The organism is Shewanella sp. LZH-2, from assembly GCF_016859145.1.
Lineage (GTDB): Bacteria > Pseudomonadota > Gammaproteobacteria > Enterobacterales > Shewanellaceae > Shewanella > Shewanella xiamenensis.
Genome location: NZ_CP069350.1, coordinates 3,218,684 through 3,236,927, shown reverse-complemented (window position 1 = coordinate 3,236,927; position 18,244 = coordinate 3,218,684). Strand labels below are relative to the sequence as shown.

The following is an 18,244-nucleotide window of genomic DNA, read 5'->3' as shown; positions in this document are numbered from 1 at the left end:
TGGATACTTAACATGATGAATAAATCATTTGCTATTTCGATGCTTACCTTGGCGCTATGTGCTACACAGGCCGTGGCCGATGAACATAAGTTTTATGGTCGTATCGATTATTCGGTAACCAATTCCGATAGCGGCAGTGCGACGCATAAAAATAAAAGCGGCACCGTATTAGAAAATAACTTTACGCGCATCGGTATTAAAGGCGCTAGCCAATTAACCGACAGCACCTCACTGTTTTACCAAATTGAGGTTGGCGTAAATGGTGAGAGCCAAGATAGTGGCGATAAACCATTCTCAGCCCGCCCAACATTTATTGGTGTGAAGCACAGCACTTATGGTGCCTTAGCGGTTGGGCGGATTGATCCGGTATTTAAAATGGCTAAGGGGATGTCTGATGCAATGGACAATTACTCCTTAAAACATGACCGTTTATTTGCCGGAGATAAACGCTGGGGTGATTCCTTTGAATACAAATCCGCCCATTGGAATAAGTTGCAATTAGGTGTGAGCTATTTGTTGGAGGACAATCATTACAGTAATAATGATAACCGCCGTGATAATGGCAATTACCAGTTAGCGGTTACCTATGGTGATAAGTTCTTTAAAACGGGTGATGTGTACGCTGCAGTTGCCTACAGTGACGGTGTGGAAGATATTGAAGCTTACCGTGGCGTTGTCCAATATAAGTGGGATAAGTGGCAGTTTGCGACAATGCTGCAACATTCAAAATTGGTGAATACTGATAAAACTGATTGGCAACAGCGTGAAGGTGACGGTGTTATTGTTAGTGCCAAATATCAATTAGGCCAATTATCATTAAAGGCCCAATATGGATTTGATAACTCCGGTACCGGATTAATCGCTAATCGTGTTTATGCTAGTAAAAACACCTTAATCGATGAGGTGCCAGAAATCTCTCAGTGGGCGATTGGTGCTGAATATAAATTAAGTAAGTCAACACGGCTACACACCGAAATTGGTCAGTTTGATGTGAAGCAATATGATGATTTTGACGACACCATTGTTAGCCTTGGTATGCGTTACGACTTCTAAAATTGCTTCTATATTTGTCGCCTTGCTAATTCATGTACTGTATTTAGCAAGGTGATAATTATTTAGCTTAGTTGTTATTTTTTGCAACATAGAGTTTACTTTGTTGCGCTGGCAGTATTTTTTGCTTTAAACCACTATTTAGTGATATTTTGAGTTCGGTGCTTTTCTAATTATTTAATATTCCCTCCTTCTTCAGTCCTCAAGATATATAACATTAAGCTACACACAAAATAGTCGTTAAGCCTGCATAGAAAAATACTATGCTAATGACTACTATATAAGTAAAAAATAACCTAATAATTTTCTTTATGTTCCATGAACGGGCATAATGCGGCGTTTAATTATTTAGTTACAAGGAATAACCATGAAGTATTTGGTTAGCGTAGTGAGCTGTTTTCTATTATCGGCCTGTTCCTTTGGGGATGCTGATGTGGAGTTTAATCCTAAAAAAGGTGAAGAGCGTGCATATCAAGTGTATAGCTCCACCAAGATTACAGTCGATACGGATAGTCGTACCGAAACAGTGAATACCACATCCCATCAATTATTGCGTTATAAGGTTCTCGATACGGGCACAAATAGTCGGTTTGAAGTGCATGTCGATTATATGAAAATGCGTGATGGTCAAGGGAGTGGCGTGAGTAGTGGCGAACGGGCTGATCGGAACCCTGAAATGCACGCTATTTTTTCACAGGGTTTTGAATTTACATTAAATTTAGACGATGGCAGCGTTAAAGCATTTAGCGCACTCAACAAGCCTGTATGGCAAGCGCAGTTGGCTGAGCGGGGGCTTGAACTGGAGCAGGAGCTTAAAAAGCTATTTAGTTCATCGGTCTTTCTTAACAGCATACCCGCTAAAGAGGGCGCTATCGTTGCGCTTCCAGCCTATCAAGGCCATGCTAATGCCAAGCTTACCGTGTTAAAAGTCACAGAGACACATGTACTGGCTCAAGTACAAAGTGACGGTGCCCAAGCCAACATTTACGGCCAACTGATGCTAGAGCGTGAGCGAGGTTGGCTAGTGCAGATGGCTTTAGTCGCTGAAGCGCCATTTGAGCGTTATGGCTTTAAAGGCGTGATGCGCAGCAATGTGATAATGGTGCCCAGTGAGCGAAAGCTGGGTGACCTATCGCAACGAGTGGGTTTTGATTACGATTTCCCGCCAACAGAGTACCCAAAACAACCTGAATTAGTGCTAGAAGATGCGAATAAAACCTTAGCGGAAGAGGCGGTATTTGCGCTTGATGCGGGTTACTTTGACCTAAGTGATGACCAACTAAGCCTTGCTTATCAGCATGATGTTTCAGGTTTAAAAGCCACTGGTGATTTTCACTTAACCGATATCACCGCCCACAGTGCCGATGGTCGAGTGTTGCCAATACAACTATTTAAGGTCGGTGGTTACAGTTACCCTGAAAAGGATGGTTTTTATCGTTCCCTTGAGCAACATTTGCTTATCGGCTGGAACGAGCCCTCGACACTGTTTGATCAGGTAGCTGAGTTTCGTGCTAAAGCCCATTATCAAGGGGCGAAACTGGTCAAACTGACCTTGACGCCAGATCCAAGCAAAACGGTGACCTTGCAGTATCAAGATTTACAACTAGAGCTGACCCCCGTTGCCGATAAACCCTTCACTTATCTGCTGACATCGCAGGATGCGACCAATAAATCTTGGTTGACTGGCCGATTTGACGGGGCTGAAGGCGCTATGCTGAAGTACCAAACCCCTACTACGACAGGGCCGGATTGGTTAACCCCTGCTGAGCTGAATATGTTGGCGTTAGTCTCATCGGAGCAATATCAATCCACCACCCTGTTTAGCTTTCCTGCTGAGCCGCCGACGCTCACCATTTATGTTAATACTGCCGCGGATAGTCGCGAATTGACTAAAAATGTTCGTTTTATTCCGATGAACGATTACATGCAAAATACCAACTATCCCCCAGTGTATGAGACAACGCTTTACCGTGACGATATGTATGCGCATTACGATGAGCAACCGCAACCCTCAATCCCCGATGATCCCGCATTACTCGAACCACAAATGCTGGCCAAATACGGCGTTGGTTTACAGTTAACCTCCGAGCAAGCCGCGGTGTGTCGTTTGAGCGTGGTGGATGCGCCACAAGTCGATGGTCACACGTTGCAATGGACATCTATCAAATCTGAAAACAGCTTAGTGGAGCAGCTCGATAAGTCTGTACAGTATCAACTGACGAGTGCCGATGGCATCCGTCGCAACTTTTATGGTATCCGTGTGGCCAGCACTTTAGCCTGCACTGGTACTCCTCAATGGCAAGCGCTTGCCTATCAACCTAAACAAGGTTGGCTGATTGATATCACCCAACTGCCCAATTTAGATACTACTCAAACGGTGGCCGACTTTATGCGCCGTTATCGTTTTTTAAATGCGCAGAATGTAGCGTTAGCTCCAGCTATTCAAGGTGATGGCAGTGATTTTTATCAGCGCCCGTTGCTGCAAGTATTACGTGAGGAGCGCTGGTTTGTGCTGGCAGGGCGAGCTGCCGCGATAGAATATCTGACCATCAGCGGCGATCCAGTGAATAAGCAGTGGATTACCACCTTCCCAGCATTACCTTAAGGAGCCGAATATGAGAGTTTTATTAATATTATCAGTGCTCTTTATGTCATTTAATTTGTCTGCGGAGCGGATCTTACTCGACGAACAATGGCGCCTTAGCGATGTGCCGGGTGAAGCCATCTATTATCAGCAGCAAGCGGCAACAGCGCAAAATGGCGAGTGGCCAGTGCAGCTATTTTATCTGGAGACGGATAAACCGGTTTTTAAGGGCCGCGTTAACAGTCCCAATTTAGCGGAGAGTTATATCGTTGGTGATTTCGAGTTCTTCTACCCCGACGGTCAACTGTCTCGCAAGGGCAGTAGCGATGCACAAGGGCGTTATCAGGGAACACATTTGCATTACTGGGAAGATGGAAAACTCTCGGGAGAGTACCACTACCTGAATGGCCAGTTACATGGAGAGCAGAAAAGTTACCATACCAATGGTCAATTACGCGACCATCAACATTATGTGAATGGTGTGGAATCTGGATTAGCGCAAAGTTATTTTGACAATGGCCAGCTGCAAACACGGGTAACCTATGGCGCTAACGGTATGGAAGGGCTTTATGAAAGCTTCCATAACAATGGGCAGCCGGAGCAAACCGTGAATATGGTGGCGGGAAAAAGAGAAGGTGAGCGACTGTATTGGACAAAGGAAGGTTGGTTATTCACCAAAGAGTTTTATCTTAACGGCAAAATACATGGCGAAGTGTTGGTTTACCAAGCGGCAGATGTGTTACAGGAAATTAAACACTATCAGCATGATAAGCAGGTAGGGATACAGCAGCGTTTTGATCCACAAGGGCGGTTAGCAGCGCAACAATTGTATGATAAGGATGGCCGCGAAATTCAAAATATTAGCTACGATGATGAAGGTAAAGTAACAAGCCAAACTGACACACAGTATCTTGCCAAAGGCCAGCTAACTACTGAAAAACGCTTCGATGCAACTGGAGCATTAACCGCTCAATATCAGCGTGATACTGTAAAGGACTGGAGTCTGCGTCAGCGTTTTACTGCAACCGGTGAGTTGATTGAACGGGAAGAACAACTCAAGGGACTGCATGACGGTTTGTATATTGGGGATGGCTGGAATGGTTATGTACGACGGATAAACTACAGCAAAGGTAAAATGCACGGCGCATATCGCGAAGATAATGCCTTAGACGGTGGATTTGTCACCGGGCAATATCATTTCGGTGTAAAGGTCGGTAGGTGGGTGACCAAAAGCGCTGATATGACCCGTAATGAGCAGTTTAATCAACAAGGCCAGCTTAACGGTGAACAAACCGAAATCGCCGCCGATGGCACGCTAATGCTGCAAGCGTTTTATCAAAACGAAAAATTACATGGTGCGTATTTACAGCGTGGCTTTGATAAACAATTGCAGGCTCAAGGCCAGTATGTAAACGGTCAACGTGAAGGTAAATGGTTGGTTGATGACAGTAGTTATAACCAGGTTAAGCTCTGGCACGGGCAGTACCGTGCGGGCCACGAAGTTGGTCGCTGGCAAGCGTTTTCGGCAAATGGCCATTTATTAGGGCTGATGCAATATGATGATAAAGGCCGCTTGCAAGGTAAAAGCTACAGCTTTAACGAAGATGGCAGCTTGGAGCGAAGCGAGGAGTACGTTGATAATCAATTACACGGTCAATTAGTGTATTACTTCAATGGTGAAGCCTCATCCGTGTATCACTATCAAAAAGGGGTTGATGTCGGTCAATAGCAGAACGGTAATCGCCCAAAACCCATCTTGGGCGATTTGAGGTGAACTGAACGTATTGGCTCAAGGATGAGCTAATGCACATCAGCGCTAACGGTGTGCTTTAAGCCAGCGTCCTGGTGGCATCCCAAATTCTCGTTCGAATGCGCGTGCAAAGGTTGCACTGCCACTGTATCCACCACTCAGTGCAACCTGAGCAATAGGTTCCCCAGCCAATAATTGTTGGCATGCCATCATCATTCGCCACTGAGTCAGATACTCAAGTGGCGATAATCCCGTCAACAGTTGAAAATGAGCCGCAAAACGTGAGCGAGACATGCCCGCTTCTTTCGCGAGTGTTGCTACTGTCCATTTTTCCTCATAACGCTTATGCATCACGCCAATCGCACGCGCTAGTCGTGGATCAGATAATCCAGCCAATATGCCTTGTTGAGTGTGGCCATTATCAACGATGTAACGCAACAATAAGATAAATACGGTCTCCAACAAGCGAGTGATAATGGGGGCTTGGCCATATTGATTCGCAAATGCCTCTGAAAAAAGTAGGGTGACTAGCGGTTTTAATTCTGGCTGTTCACTCAGCGGTAGCACTAATACATTGGGGAGTGCCATTTGTATTGGGGATTGGTTTCCTTGTCCAAATGAAACGCTCGCACAGACGAGATCACATCCTTTAGCATCAACGGGTTCCATGCTGTGTTTAAGCCCCCGAGGAAAAAGGATTAGGCAAGGTTCTGTTAACAATCGTGGTTCATCAAATTCTTGATAAAGCGTCATCGCACCCGCGTTAAGCAAGTGTAGATGGCCCCCTTCAGGATAATCTTGGCTAAGCGAGGTTTGGCATAAGTTACCAGCGAAAAACATCGAGGCACGTGGCGCTGTATGAGCCAATAGAATTGAGAGAGGATCCATTTTGAGACGATAGGCGTTTAATTAAGGACTATTTGCGATAAATCGTATCATTGTGGGCTGTAAGCTATCAACCGTAACTTACACAATTAAATTGGAGCACGACTATGAGCCGTATTAAACCTGTTTCTCAACCTTCTTCAACTGTTGCACCAAGCTTTGCCGCAATGCAGCGTAACCTTGGTATGGTACCTAACCTATATGCCACGTTAGCTCACTCGCCAGTGTTATTTAATGGATTTTTGGCTTTTGCTGACGCACTAGGTAAGGGGCGGTTAACGACGACTCAGCGTGAATTACTCGCGCTGGCAATTGGCCAAAGTAATGAGTGCCAATATTGCCTATCTGCACATACATTGTTAGCGAGTAAGGCCGGCCTATCAGTTGACGCGATAAAGTCTGCGCGCCAAGGAAATGCAGAGTCTCCTCTCGATAATGCTTTGTTGCAACTGGCGACCGCGTTAGTTCATCAACGTGGAGTGCTCACCGATGAACAACTTGCTAATGTTCGTCACGCTGGCGTTGATGATGAATTAATGCTCGAAGTACTCGGCCAAGTTGTAGTCAACACCCTGACCAACTATGGAAATCATTTGGCCGCAACAGAAATTGATTTCCCAATAGTTCCTTTGCGTCCTTAGCCAAGGATCATTTATGAAACAATATGATAAAGGTTTTTTGCTTGCTCTTGGCGGTGTGGTACTGACACTCCTCTGGATTGGCATATTTAAGTTTACGCCAACCGAAGCGGCAGCAATTCGTCCTCTCGTTGCAAGTCATCCTTTGATGAGCTGGCTCTATAGCATTTTATCGGAGCAGGGAGTTTCTAATTTAATTGGTGTGGTTGAGATAGTCACAGCAATAGGGTTGGTGATAGGGATTTGGCGCCCACGTGTTGGTTACTGGGCCAGTTTGATCGCTCTTATTACTTTTGTGATTACGCTCAGTTTCCTGTTGACCTTACCGTCGGTATGGAAGTTAGTTGATGGTGTACCGGTGACTGAATTCTTTATCCTCAAAGATTTAGTTTTCCTTGGGGTGATTTGGTCTTATCTTAATCAAAATAAGGCGCAACTCATTCGGGCATCTTGAGCTATTAGCATGACAACGTAAATATATGTGCAGTGTATATCGTCCATTTAAATAAAGTCATTGATATAAGCACAGCCAACTATTTTTATCGTAAATATAAAAAATGCCGAGTGATAATTCACTCGGCATTTTGATATTTTTGATAGGAAAAGTTTACTTAGTAAAAAACACGAGTGTCCAAGGTATTATGTATGCTTGGATCACTGTGAGTAAACCAATAAAAGTACAGAAAAATAGACTGTGCTTTAGAGTAAAGCGGAAAAGATCAGATTCTTTACCCGCTAACCCAGTAGCTGCACAGGCAACCGCAATAGATTGTGGCGAAATCATTTTTCCTGTTACCCCACCAGTCGTATTTGCGGCGACTAATAACTCCGGTGTTACACCAATTTGGTTTGCAGTGTTGGCTTGCAGCGCACCAAAAAGAGCATTTGATGAGGTGTCTGAACCGGTTAAAAATACCCCTAGCCAACCTAAGAATGGTGAAAAGAACGGGAAAGCCACTCCAGTGCCTGCCAGTACTAACGCTAAGGTTGAAGATAGACCTGAGTAGTTTGCTACAAAAGCGAATGCTAATACTAAGCCTATGGATAATATAGGGAATTTTAATTCAATTAATGTTTCTTTAAATGATTTAAGTGCATTACTTACTGACATTTTAAGAATAAAAATTGAAATTATTGCAGCTAATAGAATGGCGGTTCCTACAGCGCTTAATATATTGAGTTTATATATTGCGGCATAGGGGGTTTCTTTAGTCACAATCGGGGCCGTTTTTATCACTAAATTATGCAAGTAAGGCACTTCAATACTGATAGTGGCAAAACTTAGTGCGAGTTGTACATCTTTTAAACTCCACAGGGTTACAATCGCTGTAAGAATAATAAATGGAGACCAAGCTTTAAATATCTGACTATTAGAAAACGTAGATTTTGGCGTAATAGCTCTTTGCTTCATTCCTGAAAAAGTGAAAATTTCTTTTGGTTGCCATACTTTTAAAAATAATGTCAAACAAACTAGGCTGACTAAAGCAGAAGTAATATCGGGTAATTCAGGACCGATAAAGTTTGAGGTAAAAAATTGTGTAACTGCAAATGAAACGCCTGCCACTAATGTAGCGGGCCATGTTTGACGAATTCCCCTAATACCGTCCATCATCGCAATAAGCCAGAATGGCACTATTATCGATAATATTGGCAGTTGACGGCCAGCGAGTTGTCCAATATGGAATGGATCAAGTGATGAAACTTGGCCTGCGACAATGATAGGGATTCCCATCGCGCCAAAGGCTACTGGCGCTGTATTCGCGATTAAGCAAAGTCCTGCTGCGTACAACGGATTGAATCCAAGCCCGACTAATAATGCCGCAGTAATTGCCACTGGAGCACCAAAACCCGCCGCTCCCTCAAGGAAGGCTCCAAATGAGAAACCAACCAATAGCATTTGTAAGCGTTGATCTTCTGTCACTGAAATTACAGAGGAACGTATAATTTCGAATTGGCCTGTTTTAACGGTGATTTTATATAAAAATACCGCGGTAATAATGATCCAAGCTATAGGCCAGAGACCATAACTAAAACCATATATCGCAGATGCAACTGCCATAGTGACAGGCATTTTATAAGTGATTATTGCAACCGCTAGGGCAATCAATAAAGTTAAAGCTCCGGCAATATAACCTTTGAGTTTTAACACCGTCAAAGCTAAAAAGAAAAATACAATAGGTAGTAAGGCGACTATTGCAGTTAGCCACAAGCTACCAAGTGGCGTATATGTTTGGGTCCAAGTCATAGGGAGGTAGGTCCATGTAGTTATAGTATGTTAATAAACGGTATTGCATACGCAACGTCACAGATACTAATGTTTGGTGATGTAGATGTAATGTTTCTTGTTGTGATAAGTGACTTTGGTCACGCTATATGTGGAGGCATAGGGTTTTAGTCAGATGGCTGGCGAGTGAGTGCATAAATTTAGCGCATTAATGCTATTTAGCTAAATTAGTTTTTGTTTGTTATATTGAAAGAGTTTTATCTTTATTAGAGTAGCTGAATTTTAGCTAGTGATAACCTTATATTAATTCACATATCTGGTTATTATTAATTTTAAATTAATTTATTTTAGTGGTTAATTAATTTTAACTTCTTCTCTATATTAGAAATCTAGGATTGTTGAAATGTGATCAAAATATAATTAGTCTTAGTGAATGTTTGAATTTAATCAAAACAACTTTAATACAATAAATTAACCATTTCAGATTCTTCTTCTGGTTTTATTTTTTTATTCTTATTTCTTTCAATGTGTTGTGTAATTTTTGAGAATGATTTTCTTTTGTTTTTTTTAGTGATCTAAGGCAGGTTTTTAGTGGTTTTTAGATGTGGGCTGGCTTATTGGATGTTTATTATTAACAATCGTTAACCTTGGTTTCTTTGTGGTTACTATAAAAGTGGATTTTCCACTGCTAAGTCATGTTAACCATAAGGCATTAAATATGAGATGGCGTAAAATTAAAACTCTGATAATGGGAGCGAGCCTGTTCCTTATATTATCTCCATCTGTTAAAGCTCAAGATATTCCATCAAGTCACAAACTGGGAGAGCAAATAGAAAAAATACTCACAGATAAGTTTGCTGAAGGTAAATATTCCGCTAAAGGCGCAGATACTTGTTTAATGTGCCATCGTAAAAATAACACCGTTATGGCTATTTTTGATGGGGTGCATGGCGATATCAATAATAGCAAATCCCCAATGGCAGGATTGCAATGCGAGGCATGCCATGGGCCACTCGGACAGCACAATCAAGGAGGCAAGGAGCCAATGATTAGCTTTGGTTCTGACAGTCCATTGTCAGCACCGAGCCAAAATACCGTTTGTTTAGGTTGCCATCAAAAAACTGAGCAAAGTGGCTGGCATAGCAGCTTACATAACATGGAAGAAATAGCCTGTGCGGATTGCCATAAAGTCCATGCAGCTAAAGATCCGGTACTGCAAAAGCAACAGGTGAGCCAAGTGTGCACTTCTTGTCATACTAGGCAGAAATCCGATATGAATAAGCGTTCATCTCATCCATTAAAGTGGAATGACATGACCTGCATCGATTGTCATAACCCCCACGGTTCATTTAATGAGAGTGCCTTAAAAAAGACCTCAGTTAATGACACTTGCTATAGCTGCCATGCGGAAAAACGCGGTCCTTTCCTGTGGGAACATGCTCCTGTGACCGAAAACTGCTCCACTTGCCACAATCCCCACGGCAGTGTGAATGACGCGCTCGTCAAGCAACGCGTCCCTCAACTCTGCCAACAATGTCATGCCGATGATGGACATGCTAGTCGGGTGGTCACTCAGCCAGGTACTGACGCGTTTGGTGCTGGTATGGGATGCCTCAATTGTCATAGCCAAATCCATGGCTCCAACCACCCTAGCGGCAGCAATTTTGCCCGTTGATTAAGGAGTCTGCCATGTCTTTTAAACTTAATATCATTACCTTGGGATTGCTTGCTGCTACCAGTGGTGTGAGTGCTGCAGACTTTTCTGTGCACAAAGCTAATCTGCAAGGGCTAAAGTTGGATGCTTATCAGTGTAAAAGCTGCATAGGAGAGAAGCGTTATCAAGCTGAGCTGCAGTTAAGTGCAGGCTGGGCCAAGAATGATGATATTCATGCGGGGAATGCCTTTGGCGATGCCAGCGATGGATTGCGCGCGGCTATGGATGCGGACGTAGGTTATCGCAATGCGGGTTATGAAGCTAATGTTCAAGCATATCAATTGGGACTAGAGAACAGCTATGCCCACCTTGATGCAGGTCGGTCTGGACAGTATGCCCTGAACCTTGATTATCAATTATTAACTCGATACGACAGCCGAGCGCAAACGCAGTTGTGGCACAACAATGGCCTACTTTTGCCAGACACTGCGACTCGAGATGTCGATTTACAGCTGGAACGCGAAAAGGTGGGCTTGGGATTAGCCGCGCAATATGGCGTCATGCAGGCGTTTATTAACTACGACCACGAACAAAAAACGGGTAATCGTCGCAGTAGTTTAGTAACTCCTCGCCCTGTTAACTTTGCACTGCCTGTTGATGCTAACACTGATAACCTCAATGCTGGCCTGAATATTTCGGGTGAAAATTGGTTAAGCGAGCTGGCTTACCATGGCAGTTTTTACCGAAATAATATTGATAACTTAAGCTTACCTTATTCGCCCGATGTGTATGCTGCTACGCCTGATAATGATGCCCATCAAGTCTCGTTATCTGGGCAATACATGCTTGGACGTGGCAACGTCAATGGCCGTCTCGCCGCTGGACGTATGCTTCAAGATGGCGATTTAATCCAAGTCAGTGGTAATCCATTACAAAGCTGGGATGGTCAGGTTGATACCTTAGATGCGCGGATTGGCTTCAGCAATATGTTAAGCCCGCGATGGCGTGTTAACGGTCAGATTGACTATAGCGAACGCGATAATAAAAGCTCTGTATGGGAGTTTGCGCAATTAGAGTTTGATAATGTCAGTGGTGCGTTTAAGCAAAATGTCCCCATGGACATCGAAAGGCTGACATACAAACTCCACAGCAGTTACCGTTTTAACAGTGAGTATCGCCTCATGGGAGGCTACGACCGTAAAGAGGTAGAACGCAGTTTCCTTGAGCGAGAACAAACCCATGATGACGCATTTTGGGCCAAGCTGAATATCAGATCCTTGGCAAACACTGTGATTGATTTTGGTGGGCGCTATGAGAACCGCAGCGGCTCGGTCTACAACGCTGTCGAAAATACCTCGATTGAAGAAAATCCACTATTGCGTAAGTTTTATCTCGCAGACCGTGAGCGTCAGGCGGTTGATCTGAAGGTGAATTATGTACCACTTTCGTGGTTGACTATTGATTTAAATGGATATTATGCCAAGGATGATTACGCTAAAACCATTATAGGCCTCACTGAATCGACCGATTATGGTTATGACCTGCAATTGGGGATGCAACTCTCTGAGCAATTGCACCTCTATGCCTCTGCAAGCCAACAATGGATAGACTCCGCCATCGCCGGTAGCCAATCGTTTTCCTCACCAGACTGGTATAACGATGTTGCTGATGAATTTATCAATTTAGGTGCAGGGTTTACCTATAGTGGTTTATTCGATGACAGGCTGACACTTGGTGGGAATTATCAATTCTCCAACTCCGCAAGCGATACCTTAGTCACCTATAACGAGGTCCAGCCATACGGCGATTACTACTCCTATAACCACAGTGTCGAGCTCTATGGTCGCTACGCTCTGAGTGAGCGTATGGGGCTCAAGCTAAGTTATCAGTACGAGCGTTATTACGACACCGACTATAGCCAATCCGCAGTCAATAGCATTCCTGGGTTAATCACCCTAGGCGACTTAAACCATAACTACAACGCGCACTTGCTGATGTTTACCTTCAGCTACCTGCTGCCTTGATTAATAAGAGGTAAAGACAATGGAACGCAGAAGTTTTCTAAAAATGAGTGCAGCCATGGGCTGTGCAGCAACGGTCACTGGCTGTAATTCAGGTTCTAGTGATGTGAATGTGGTGCCACCTAAGCCGCCAGTAGGTGATGAAGTACAAACTTGGTCATCTTGTTTGGTTAACTGTGGTTCAAATTGCCCCATCAAAGTATTTAGTCGTGATGGCATCATTACCCGTATTGAAGCTGATCATGAAACTAGCGATGAATACGGCAACCACCAGATCCGCGCCTGTGCCCGTGGACGTTCACTTCGCAGCCGAACTTACGCACCAGATCGCTTACGTACACCTATGAAGCGTGTTGGTAAGCGTGGAGAAGCTAAGTTTGTGCCAATATCATGGGATGAGGCTGCTTCAACGATTGCGAGTGAAATTCAGCGTATTGCCAGTAGTTACGGTAATAAGTCGATTTTGAAACACTACGGAACAGGGGCTTATTATGGATTTGCTAGCTCAGCGTGTTTTGATCGTGTGCTCAATCTGAATGGGGGATTCCTGAAGATTTATGGTAACTATTCTTGGGCACAACAAAATGAAGCGGCCGCAGCAACTGGGTTTGGTAGCACATCAGGTTCTTCTTTAACGGCGTTATATGATAGTGATCTGTTCCTCGGTATTGGCTACAACCCAAGTGAAATGCGTCAAAGTGGGTCGGGTGAAGGATATGATTTCTTAAAAGCGCTTGAGGCGAATGCGAACCTTGAAGTGATTATGGTGGACCCACGTTATACGGACTCAATGGCGGGTAAAGAAAGCCAATGGTTACCGATTAGACCAGGAACCGATGCGGCATTTGCAGAAGCGATTGCCTATGAAATGATTAGCTCTGGATGGGTTGATACGCATTCCAAGGCATTTTTAGATAAGTATTGCGTTGGATTTGACAAGGCCTCTCTTGAAAAACTTGTCGCTGAATTTACCGCAAGTGGCGATCCTAAAAAGACTCAATATTTGCCTTATATCGACGTTGAAGACAACTATCGCAACTACATTCTTGGTGAAGGTAAGTTTGTCGATAATGGCCCAAGAACCCCCGCTTGGGCAGCTAAAATTTGCGGAATATCAGAAGCAAATATTAAATCTGTCGCTAGCAAGATTATGAATGCTAAAGCACCGTTTATTGTGACTGGTGCAGGCGTAAACCGTCATGCTAATGGTGAACAAGCCATGCGTGCTTGCTATATGCTTTCGTTCCTAACCGGCAAAGTAGGGCAGCCAGGTGTTAGTAATGGTGCATTGCCTTATCAAGGCAGTTTAAACCGTGCAGGTATGAGCGGTGGTAATAATCCGGTTAAAGAATCCATTTCTTTCTTTACTTGGGCAGAAGCGATAGAGCGTGGCCATGAAATGACGGCGCGTAAAGATGGGATCCGTGGTACAGCTGATTTAGATACTCCACTTGGCGCAGATATTAAAGCGGTATTTGCGATTAACAGTAACGCATTAATTAACCAACATTCAGACTGTAACGGTACCGCTAAAATCCTCGAAGATGACAGCAAATGTGAACTTATAGTCGTGTGTGATTGCTGGATGACACCGAGCGCACGTTATGCGGACATCTTACTACCAGATACCACTTGGTTAGAGTCGAATGACTTAGTCAATGATAGCTATGCATCCGGGATCATGGGTTATCTCGTTGCCATGAAGGCTGCCGTTAAGCCGATGTGGGAAAGCATTTCGATGTTTGAAATGGGACGCTTAATTGCTGCCAAAATGGGTAAAGAAGCGGAGTACACAGAAGGTAAAGATGAAGCCGCTTGGTTAGAGGAACTATACCAAAAGACTCGCACAAATAGCGCGAATACGGATGCACAACCTGCATTCCCTAACAGTTACGCTGAAGCGCAAAAGATTGGTGTGTTCCGTGCGTTTAGTAAGACGCCAGTACTTGCACTCGATAGCTATATCAATGGCGGTAAAGCGGTGAGCACACCATCCGGTAAGGTAGAGATCTACTCATTGTCGATGGCGCAAAAGGGTAAAGATTGGATCTTTAATCCTAATGTTAAAGGCGATTACATCACTGCAATTCCCATGTATCAACCCACATGGGAAGGCTACGACGATGAAGATACTAAGGATGATTATCCTCTGCAATTAATGGGTTATCACACCAAGGGGCGTACACACTCAAGTTATCATAACGTGCCATGGCTGCGCGAAGCCGCAGAAGATGCAGTATGGATGAACCCAACTGATGCCTTAGGTCGTGGTTTAAGAAGTGGCGATAAAGTACAGATGTGGAACGATCGTGGCACAGTTGAATTACCTGTACGGATTACCCCAAGGGTTGCCCCAGGTGTTGTGGCTTTAGGTCAGGGTGCTTGGTATCAACCTGATATCGCTCGGATTGGAAGGAGCGGGCACCCAATTGATGTTGGTGGCTGTATTAATACGTTAACTCGTTACCAACCAAGCCCTTTCGCAAAGGGAAACCCACAACACACCAATCGCGTGCAGATCGTCAAGGCATAAGGGGTAGATGAAAATGACTCAACAAACACAATATGGTTTCTATTTCGATAGCAGCAAATGTACTGGCTGTAAAACCTGTCATATTGCCTGTAAGGATCGCATGACTGGCTTGGTTCGCGCAAAAGATGATGTGATGAATAATGGTGTCGCTAATTTGCCCGGTATTATTTGGCGCCGTGTTTATGAATATGGTGGTGGTAATTGGTCGCAAAACATCGATGGTAGTTTTGAGCAAAATGTCTTTGCTTACTACATGTCTATTGGTTGTAACCATTGCAGTGAGCCTGTGTGTGTTAAAGCCTGTCCAACAGGTGCAATGCATAAGCGCCGTGAAGATGGATTAGTCCAAGTTGCCACTGAACTTTGTATTGGTTGTGAAAGTTGCGCGAGAGCCTGCCCATATGATGCTCCTCAGCTAGATATTGAGCGTAAAGTGATGACTAAATGTGATGGTTGCAGCGATAGACTCGCGGAAGGTAAAAAGCCTATTTGCGTTGATTCTTGTCCTTTACGGGCACTCGACTTTGACACTATGGATAATTTACGAGCGAAATATGGAGAGGGTGATGGTCATATTGCCCCCTTACCATCGCCCTCAATTACTTCACCAAACTTGATTATTAAGGCCAATCGAAATGGTCAACCAGTTGGTGGTAGTGGGCAATTATTAAACCCCGCAGAAGTGTAATAGTGAAAATGGGGGGGCTTAGTCCCCTCATTTTTCTTCGTTTGTAAAAGGAACACTATGTCAACAATCAACACGAATGATTACCAAACCTGGGGTGCAATGGCAAAAGTGCTACATAACATTTTGTACTCGTACCCTAATATGCCGTTACTGACACAATTTAAGCGAGATGAGTTAGCAACACAGTGGCCAGAGCTTGAACTCTCGACAGGTGAACAGTCAGGAAAAGCTTTGCTAAGTAGCTATTTGACTCAATGGCAGGATGATGAATCGCAATTAATCGAGCTTCAATTAGACTATGGGCAGCTATTTTTTGGCCCTGCCGATCCTAAAGCTGCCCCCTGGGGATCGGTATACACCAGTGAGGGGCAGTTACTGAATGAGGCTTCGACTCAAAATCTGGTTAGCTTTTATAACACCCATGGTATCGAGTTATCTCTGACGCGAAATGAACCCGTAGACCATTTAGGCTTGATTTTATTAGTGTTGCAATACTTGTTTGATGAATTAGCGTTAAACCCCAATGACACACAAAAGGTGAGAGTCTGCACGCTATTGTTGCAACAACATACTTTACCTTGGGCGGGGCGCTGTTTGGCATTAGCAGAGCTTCATGCAAAGACTGATTTTTATCGTGGCATATCTATGCTTGCTCAAGTGTTTTTTGCACATTTAGGTACGAAGTTTAACGTGATACCTCAAACCGTAAAACTCTATCGCTAAAGGTTAGTTCATGACGTTTGTGACAGCAGTGAGTCATCAATGGTTAAAAGCCCAGCTTGCCTACCGACTTCAATTGAATTTGGCTGCTTGTGAAAATATTCACGACTTATGTTGTGGCGGTACGTCATTAGCGTCAGTCACTAATATTATGTCTGCGATTATTTTTATTGAAGGTCAGCCACAATGGTTAGTTCTCGATAAAACAATGAATGAGCAGAAACTACCGGATAATATTGTGCTACATTGCTTTTTTGAATGCTGTAGAGTTTTATTTATCAGAGAGTTATCACATCAATCTCTAAGTCAAGCGGAACAACTTATTTTCACTTTAGCTGAGGTTTGGCGGAGAAAATATACTAAGACACAAGAGGTTGATAGTGTTTCTGAGTCCATTTGTTCAATGATTGAGCGTTTATCTAAACAGCTTATGATGCATCGTCTACAATTGCGCACAAATACCCGAAACATGGGGGGATTGTAATAGTTCAAAATCCATTGTTTGGATAATTCTTAAGCGGAGTCCGTCACCGTCAAATAGGTTATATTCTTTATCCCTTGGTTTTGCCGTTTTGATTTCTTTATCTGTTAGGCGAGTAGTGACAATGGTCATGATGGGTACACTGTAGTTTCGAAGTCAAGGCCGTGTACCCTCAGGTGTACCTAAAAATCAAAGCTGTAGTTGGACGTAATTAGATGTTAATGCACCGTAAGTTATTGATTTTTTGTTGTTTTAGGCAAGAAAAAAGACCTCCTGAGACGTCTTCGTTCTTATATTTGGGCGGCGTCATCTGAATTTGTTTTGTAATTTATTAATTTAAATAGTGAATTTTTATTTTTGATTAATTCGATGCACCTATTAATGTACCTAAAAAACTTTTTGCATAAAAATTACCCTAAATTTGGGCGAACATTGTATTGAAGTTTTTAGGATGTTGGTGAAACCGAATATGCCCTTTACGATTCAGTTTTACACGTCCTTGGAAAGGTGGGGTAATGTAGCCCCAGTTCCCTACTCGAGAAAAGTACAGCACATAGTCAATCTTATGTTTTGGCCATTGGGCTTCCACTTCAGTATTTTCATCATTGGTTTGCAGTGACTTTACCTGGATACGATAAAACTGTCTGCCATCTGAGATAAGCAAATCCGTTTTACTGCCATGATCGGTAAGGGGCATAAAGACTTCCCAGCCATCAGCCTGTAGCCAAGATGCTGCTAGAGTTTCATAGGATACACTTTTAAAAAATTGAGCGGTTTTTGGGGCGGTTTCGATCTGTTTGATTGGCATAGTTATGATCCTGAGTTAATGCCCCCGTTGGCTCATGGCTGCTCAAACGGTGGCGAAAGCCCCCTTATGGGAGTCTTTCAATCAGGATTCACAACTACTCCTAATGGATGTAGTCCATGGCAAAGCGGCCAAGCTTGGATTTCGGGCTCAACCCATACTCTCCATAAATGCCAATTCAGTATCACACTGGTGAATCGCGTGCTAATTT

General features: G+C 43.6%; 14 protein-coding genes. 11 read left to right on the top strand and 3 right to left on the bottom strand.

Annotated features, from left to right (window positions below; all coding sequences use genetic code 11):
- Nucleotides 1-12: 12 nt before the first annotated feature.
- From JM642_RS14235 to JM642_RS14225, 3 genes are all read left to right on the top strand, one after another.
- On the top strand, nt 13-1,053 hold the full coding sequence (locus JM642_RS14235; RefSeq protein WP_308507677.1) for a porin: 1,041 nt from the start codon (nt 13-15) through the stop codon (nt 1,051-1,053).
- 364 nt (nt 1,054-1,417) lie between these two features.
- Entirely contained in the window at nt 1,418-3,655 is a 2,238-nt protein-coding gene (locus JM642_RS14230; protein ID WP_203432039.1) for a hypothetical protein, read from the top strand.
- A gap of 10 nt (nt 3,656-3,665) precedes the next feature.
- On the top strand, nt 3,666-5,363 hold the full coding sequence (locus tag JM642_RS14225; RefSeq protein WP_203432038.1) for a toxin-antitoxin system YwqK family antitoxin: 1,698 nt from the start codon (nt 3,666-3,668) through the stop codon (nt 5,361-5,363).
- A gap of 87 nt (nt 5,364-5,450) precedes the next feature.
- On the opposite strand, the gene JM642_RS14220 is transcribed toward JM642_RS14225, so the two are convergent.
- Entirely contained in the window at nt 5,451-6,272 is an 822-nt protein-coding gene (locus JM642_RS14220) for an AraC family transcriptional regulator (protein ID WP_069454512.1), read from the bottom strand.
- Between the two features lie 104 nt (nt 6,273-6,376).
- Between JM642_RS14220 and JM642_RS14215 the strand changes: the two genes are divergently transcribed.
- Nucleotides 6,377-6,910, top strand: a complete 534-nt coding sequence (locus JM642_RS14215) for a carboxymuconolactone decarboxylase family protein (RefSeq protein ID WP_037415794.1) — start codon at nt 6,377-6,379, stop codon at nt 6,908-6,910.
- 13 nt (nt 6,911-6,923) lie between these two features.
- On the top strand, nt 6,924-7,361 hold the full coding sequence (locus JM642_RS14210; protein WP_203432037.1) for a DUF417 family protein: 438 nt from the start codon (nt 6,924-6,926) through the stop codon (nt 7,359-7,361).
- Nucleotides 7,362-7,514: 153 nt separating this feature from the next.
- Here JM642_RS14210 and JM642_RS14205 read toward each other — a convergent pair whose 3' ends face one another.
- Nucleotides 7,515-9,152, bottom strand: coding sequence for a lactate permease LctP family transporter (locus JM642_RS14205; protein ID WP_037415799.1), 1,638 nt, complete (start codon nt 9,150-9,152; stop codon nt 7,515-7,517).
- 697 nt (nt 9,153-9,849) lie between these two features.
- On the opposite strand from JM642_RS14205, the gene JM642_RS14200 reads away from it, so the two are divergent.
- From JM642_RS14200 to JM642_RS14175, 6 genes are read left to right on the top strand one after another with little or no spacing between them, the layout of a single operon-like run.
- Nucleotides 9,850-10,806 (top strand): DmsE family decaheme c-type cytochrome, encoded by a 957-nt coding sequence (locus JM642_RS14200; protein ID WP_037415802.1) that lies wholly within the window; start codon nt 9,850-9,852, stop codon nt 10,804-10,806.
- Nucleotides 10,807-10,820: 14 nt separating this feature from the next.
- Nucleotides 10,821-12,809 carry an MtrB/PioB family decaheme-associated outer membrane protein gene (locus JM642_RS14195; RefSeq protein ID WP_203432036.1) on the top strand — a complete coding sequence of 663 codons (1,989 nt, stop codon included), beginning with the start codon at nt 10,821-10,823 and terminating at the stop codon, nt 12,807-12,809.
- A gap of 19 nt (nt 12,810-12,828) precedes the next feature.
- Entirely contained in the window at nt 12,829-15,339 is a 2,511-nt protein-coding gene (locus JM642_RS14190) for a DMSO/selenate family reductase complex A subunit (RefSeq protein WP_144345634.1), read from the top strand.
- A 13-nt stretch (nt 15,340-15,352) separates the two neighbouring features.
- A complete protein-coding gene (locus tag JM642_RS14185) occupies nt 15,353-16,027 on the top strand; it encodes a DMSO/selenate family reductase complex B subunit (protein WP_037416111.1) in 675 nt (224 codons plus the stop codon).
- A 57-nt stretch (nt 16,028-16,084) separates the two neighbouring features.
- A complete protein-coding gene (locus JM642_RS14180) occupies nt 16,085-16,750 on the top strand; it encodes a molecular chaperone TorD family protein (protein WP_203432035.1) in 666 nt (221 codons plus the stop codon).
- A 10-nt stretch (nt 16,751-16,760) separates the two neighbouring features.
- The gene (locus JM642_RS14175; RefSeq protein WP_203432034.1) at nt 16,761-17,231 is read left to right on the top strand and encodes a hypothetical protein; all 471 of its coding nucleotides are present in this window, start codon (nt 16,761-16,763) and stop codon (nt 17,229-17,231) included.
- 412 nt (nt 17,232-17,643) lie between these two features.
- Here JM642_RS14175 and JM642_RS14170 read toward each other — a convergent pair whose 3' ends face one another.
- Nucleotides 17,644-18,036 (bottom strand): group I intron-associated PD-(D/E)XK endonuclease, encoded by a 393-nt coding sequence (locus tag JM642_RS14170; protein ID WP_203432033.1) that lies wholly within the window; start codon nt 18,034-18,036, stop codon nt 17,644-17,646.
- Between the last annotated feature and the right edge of the window lie 208 nt (nt 18,037-18,244).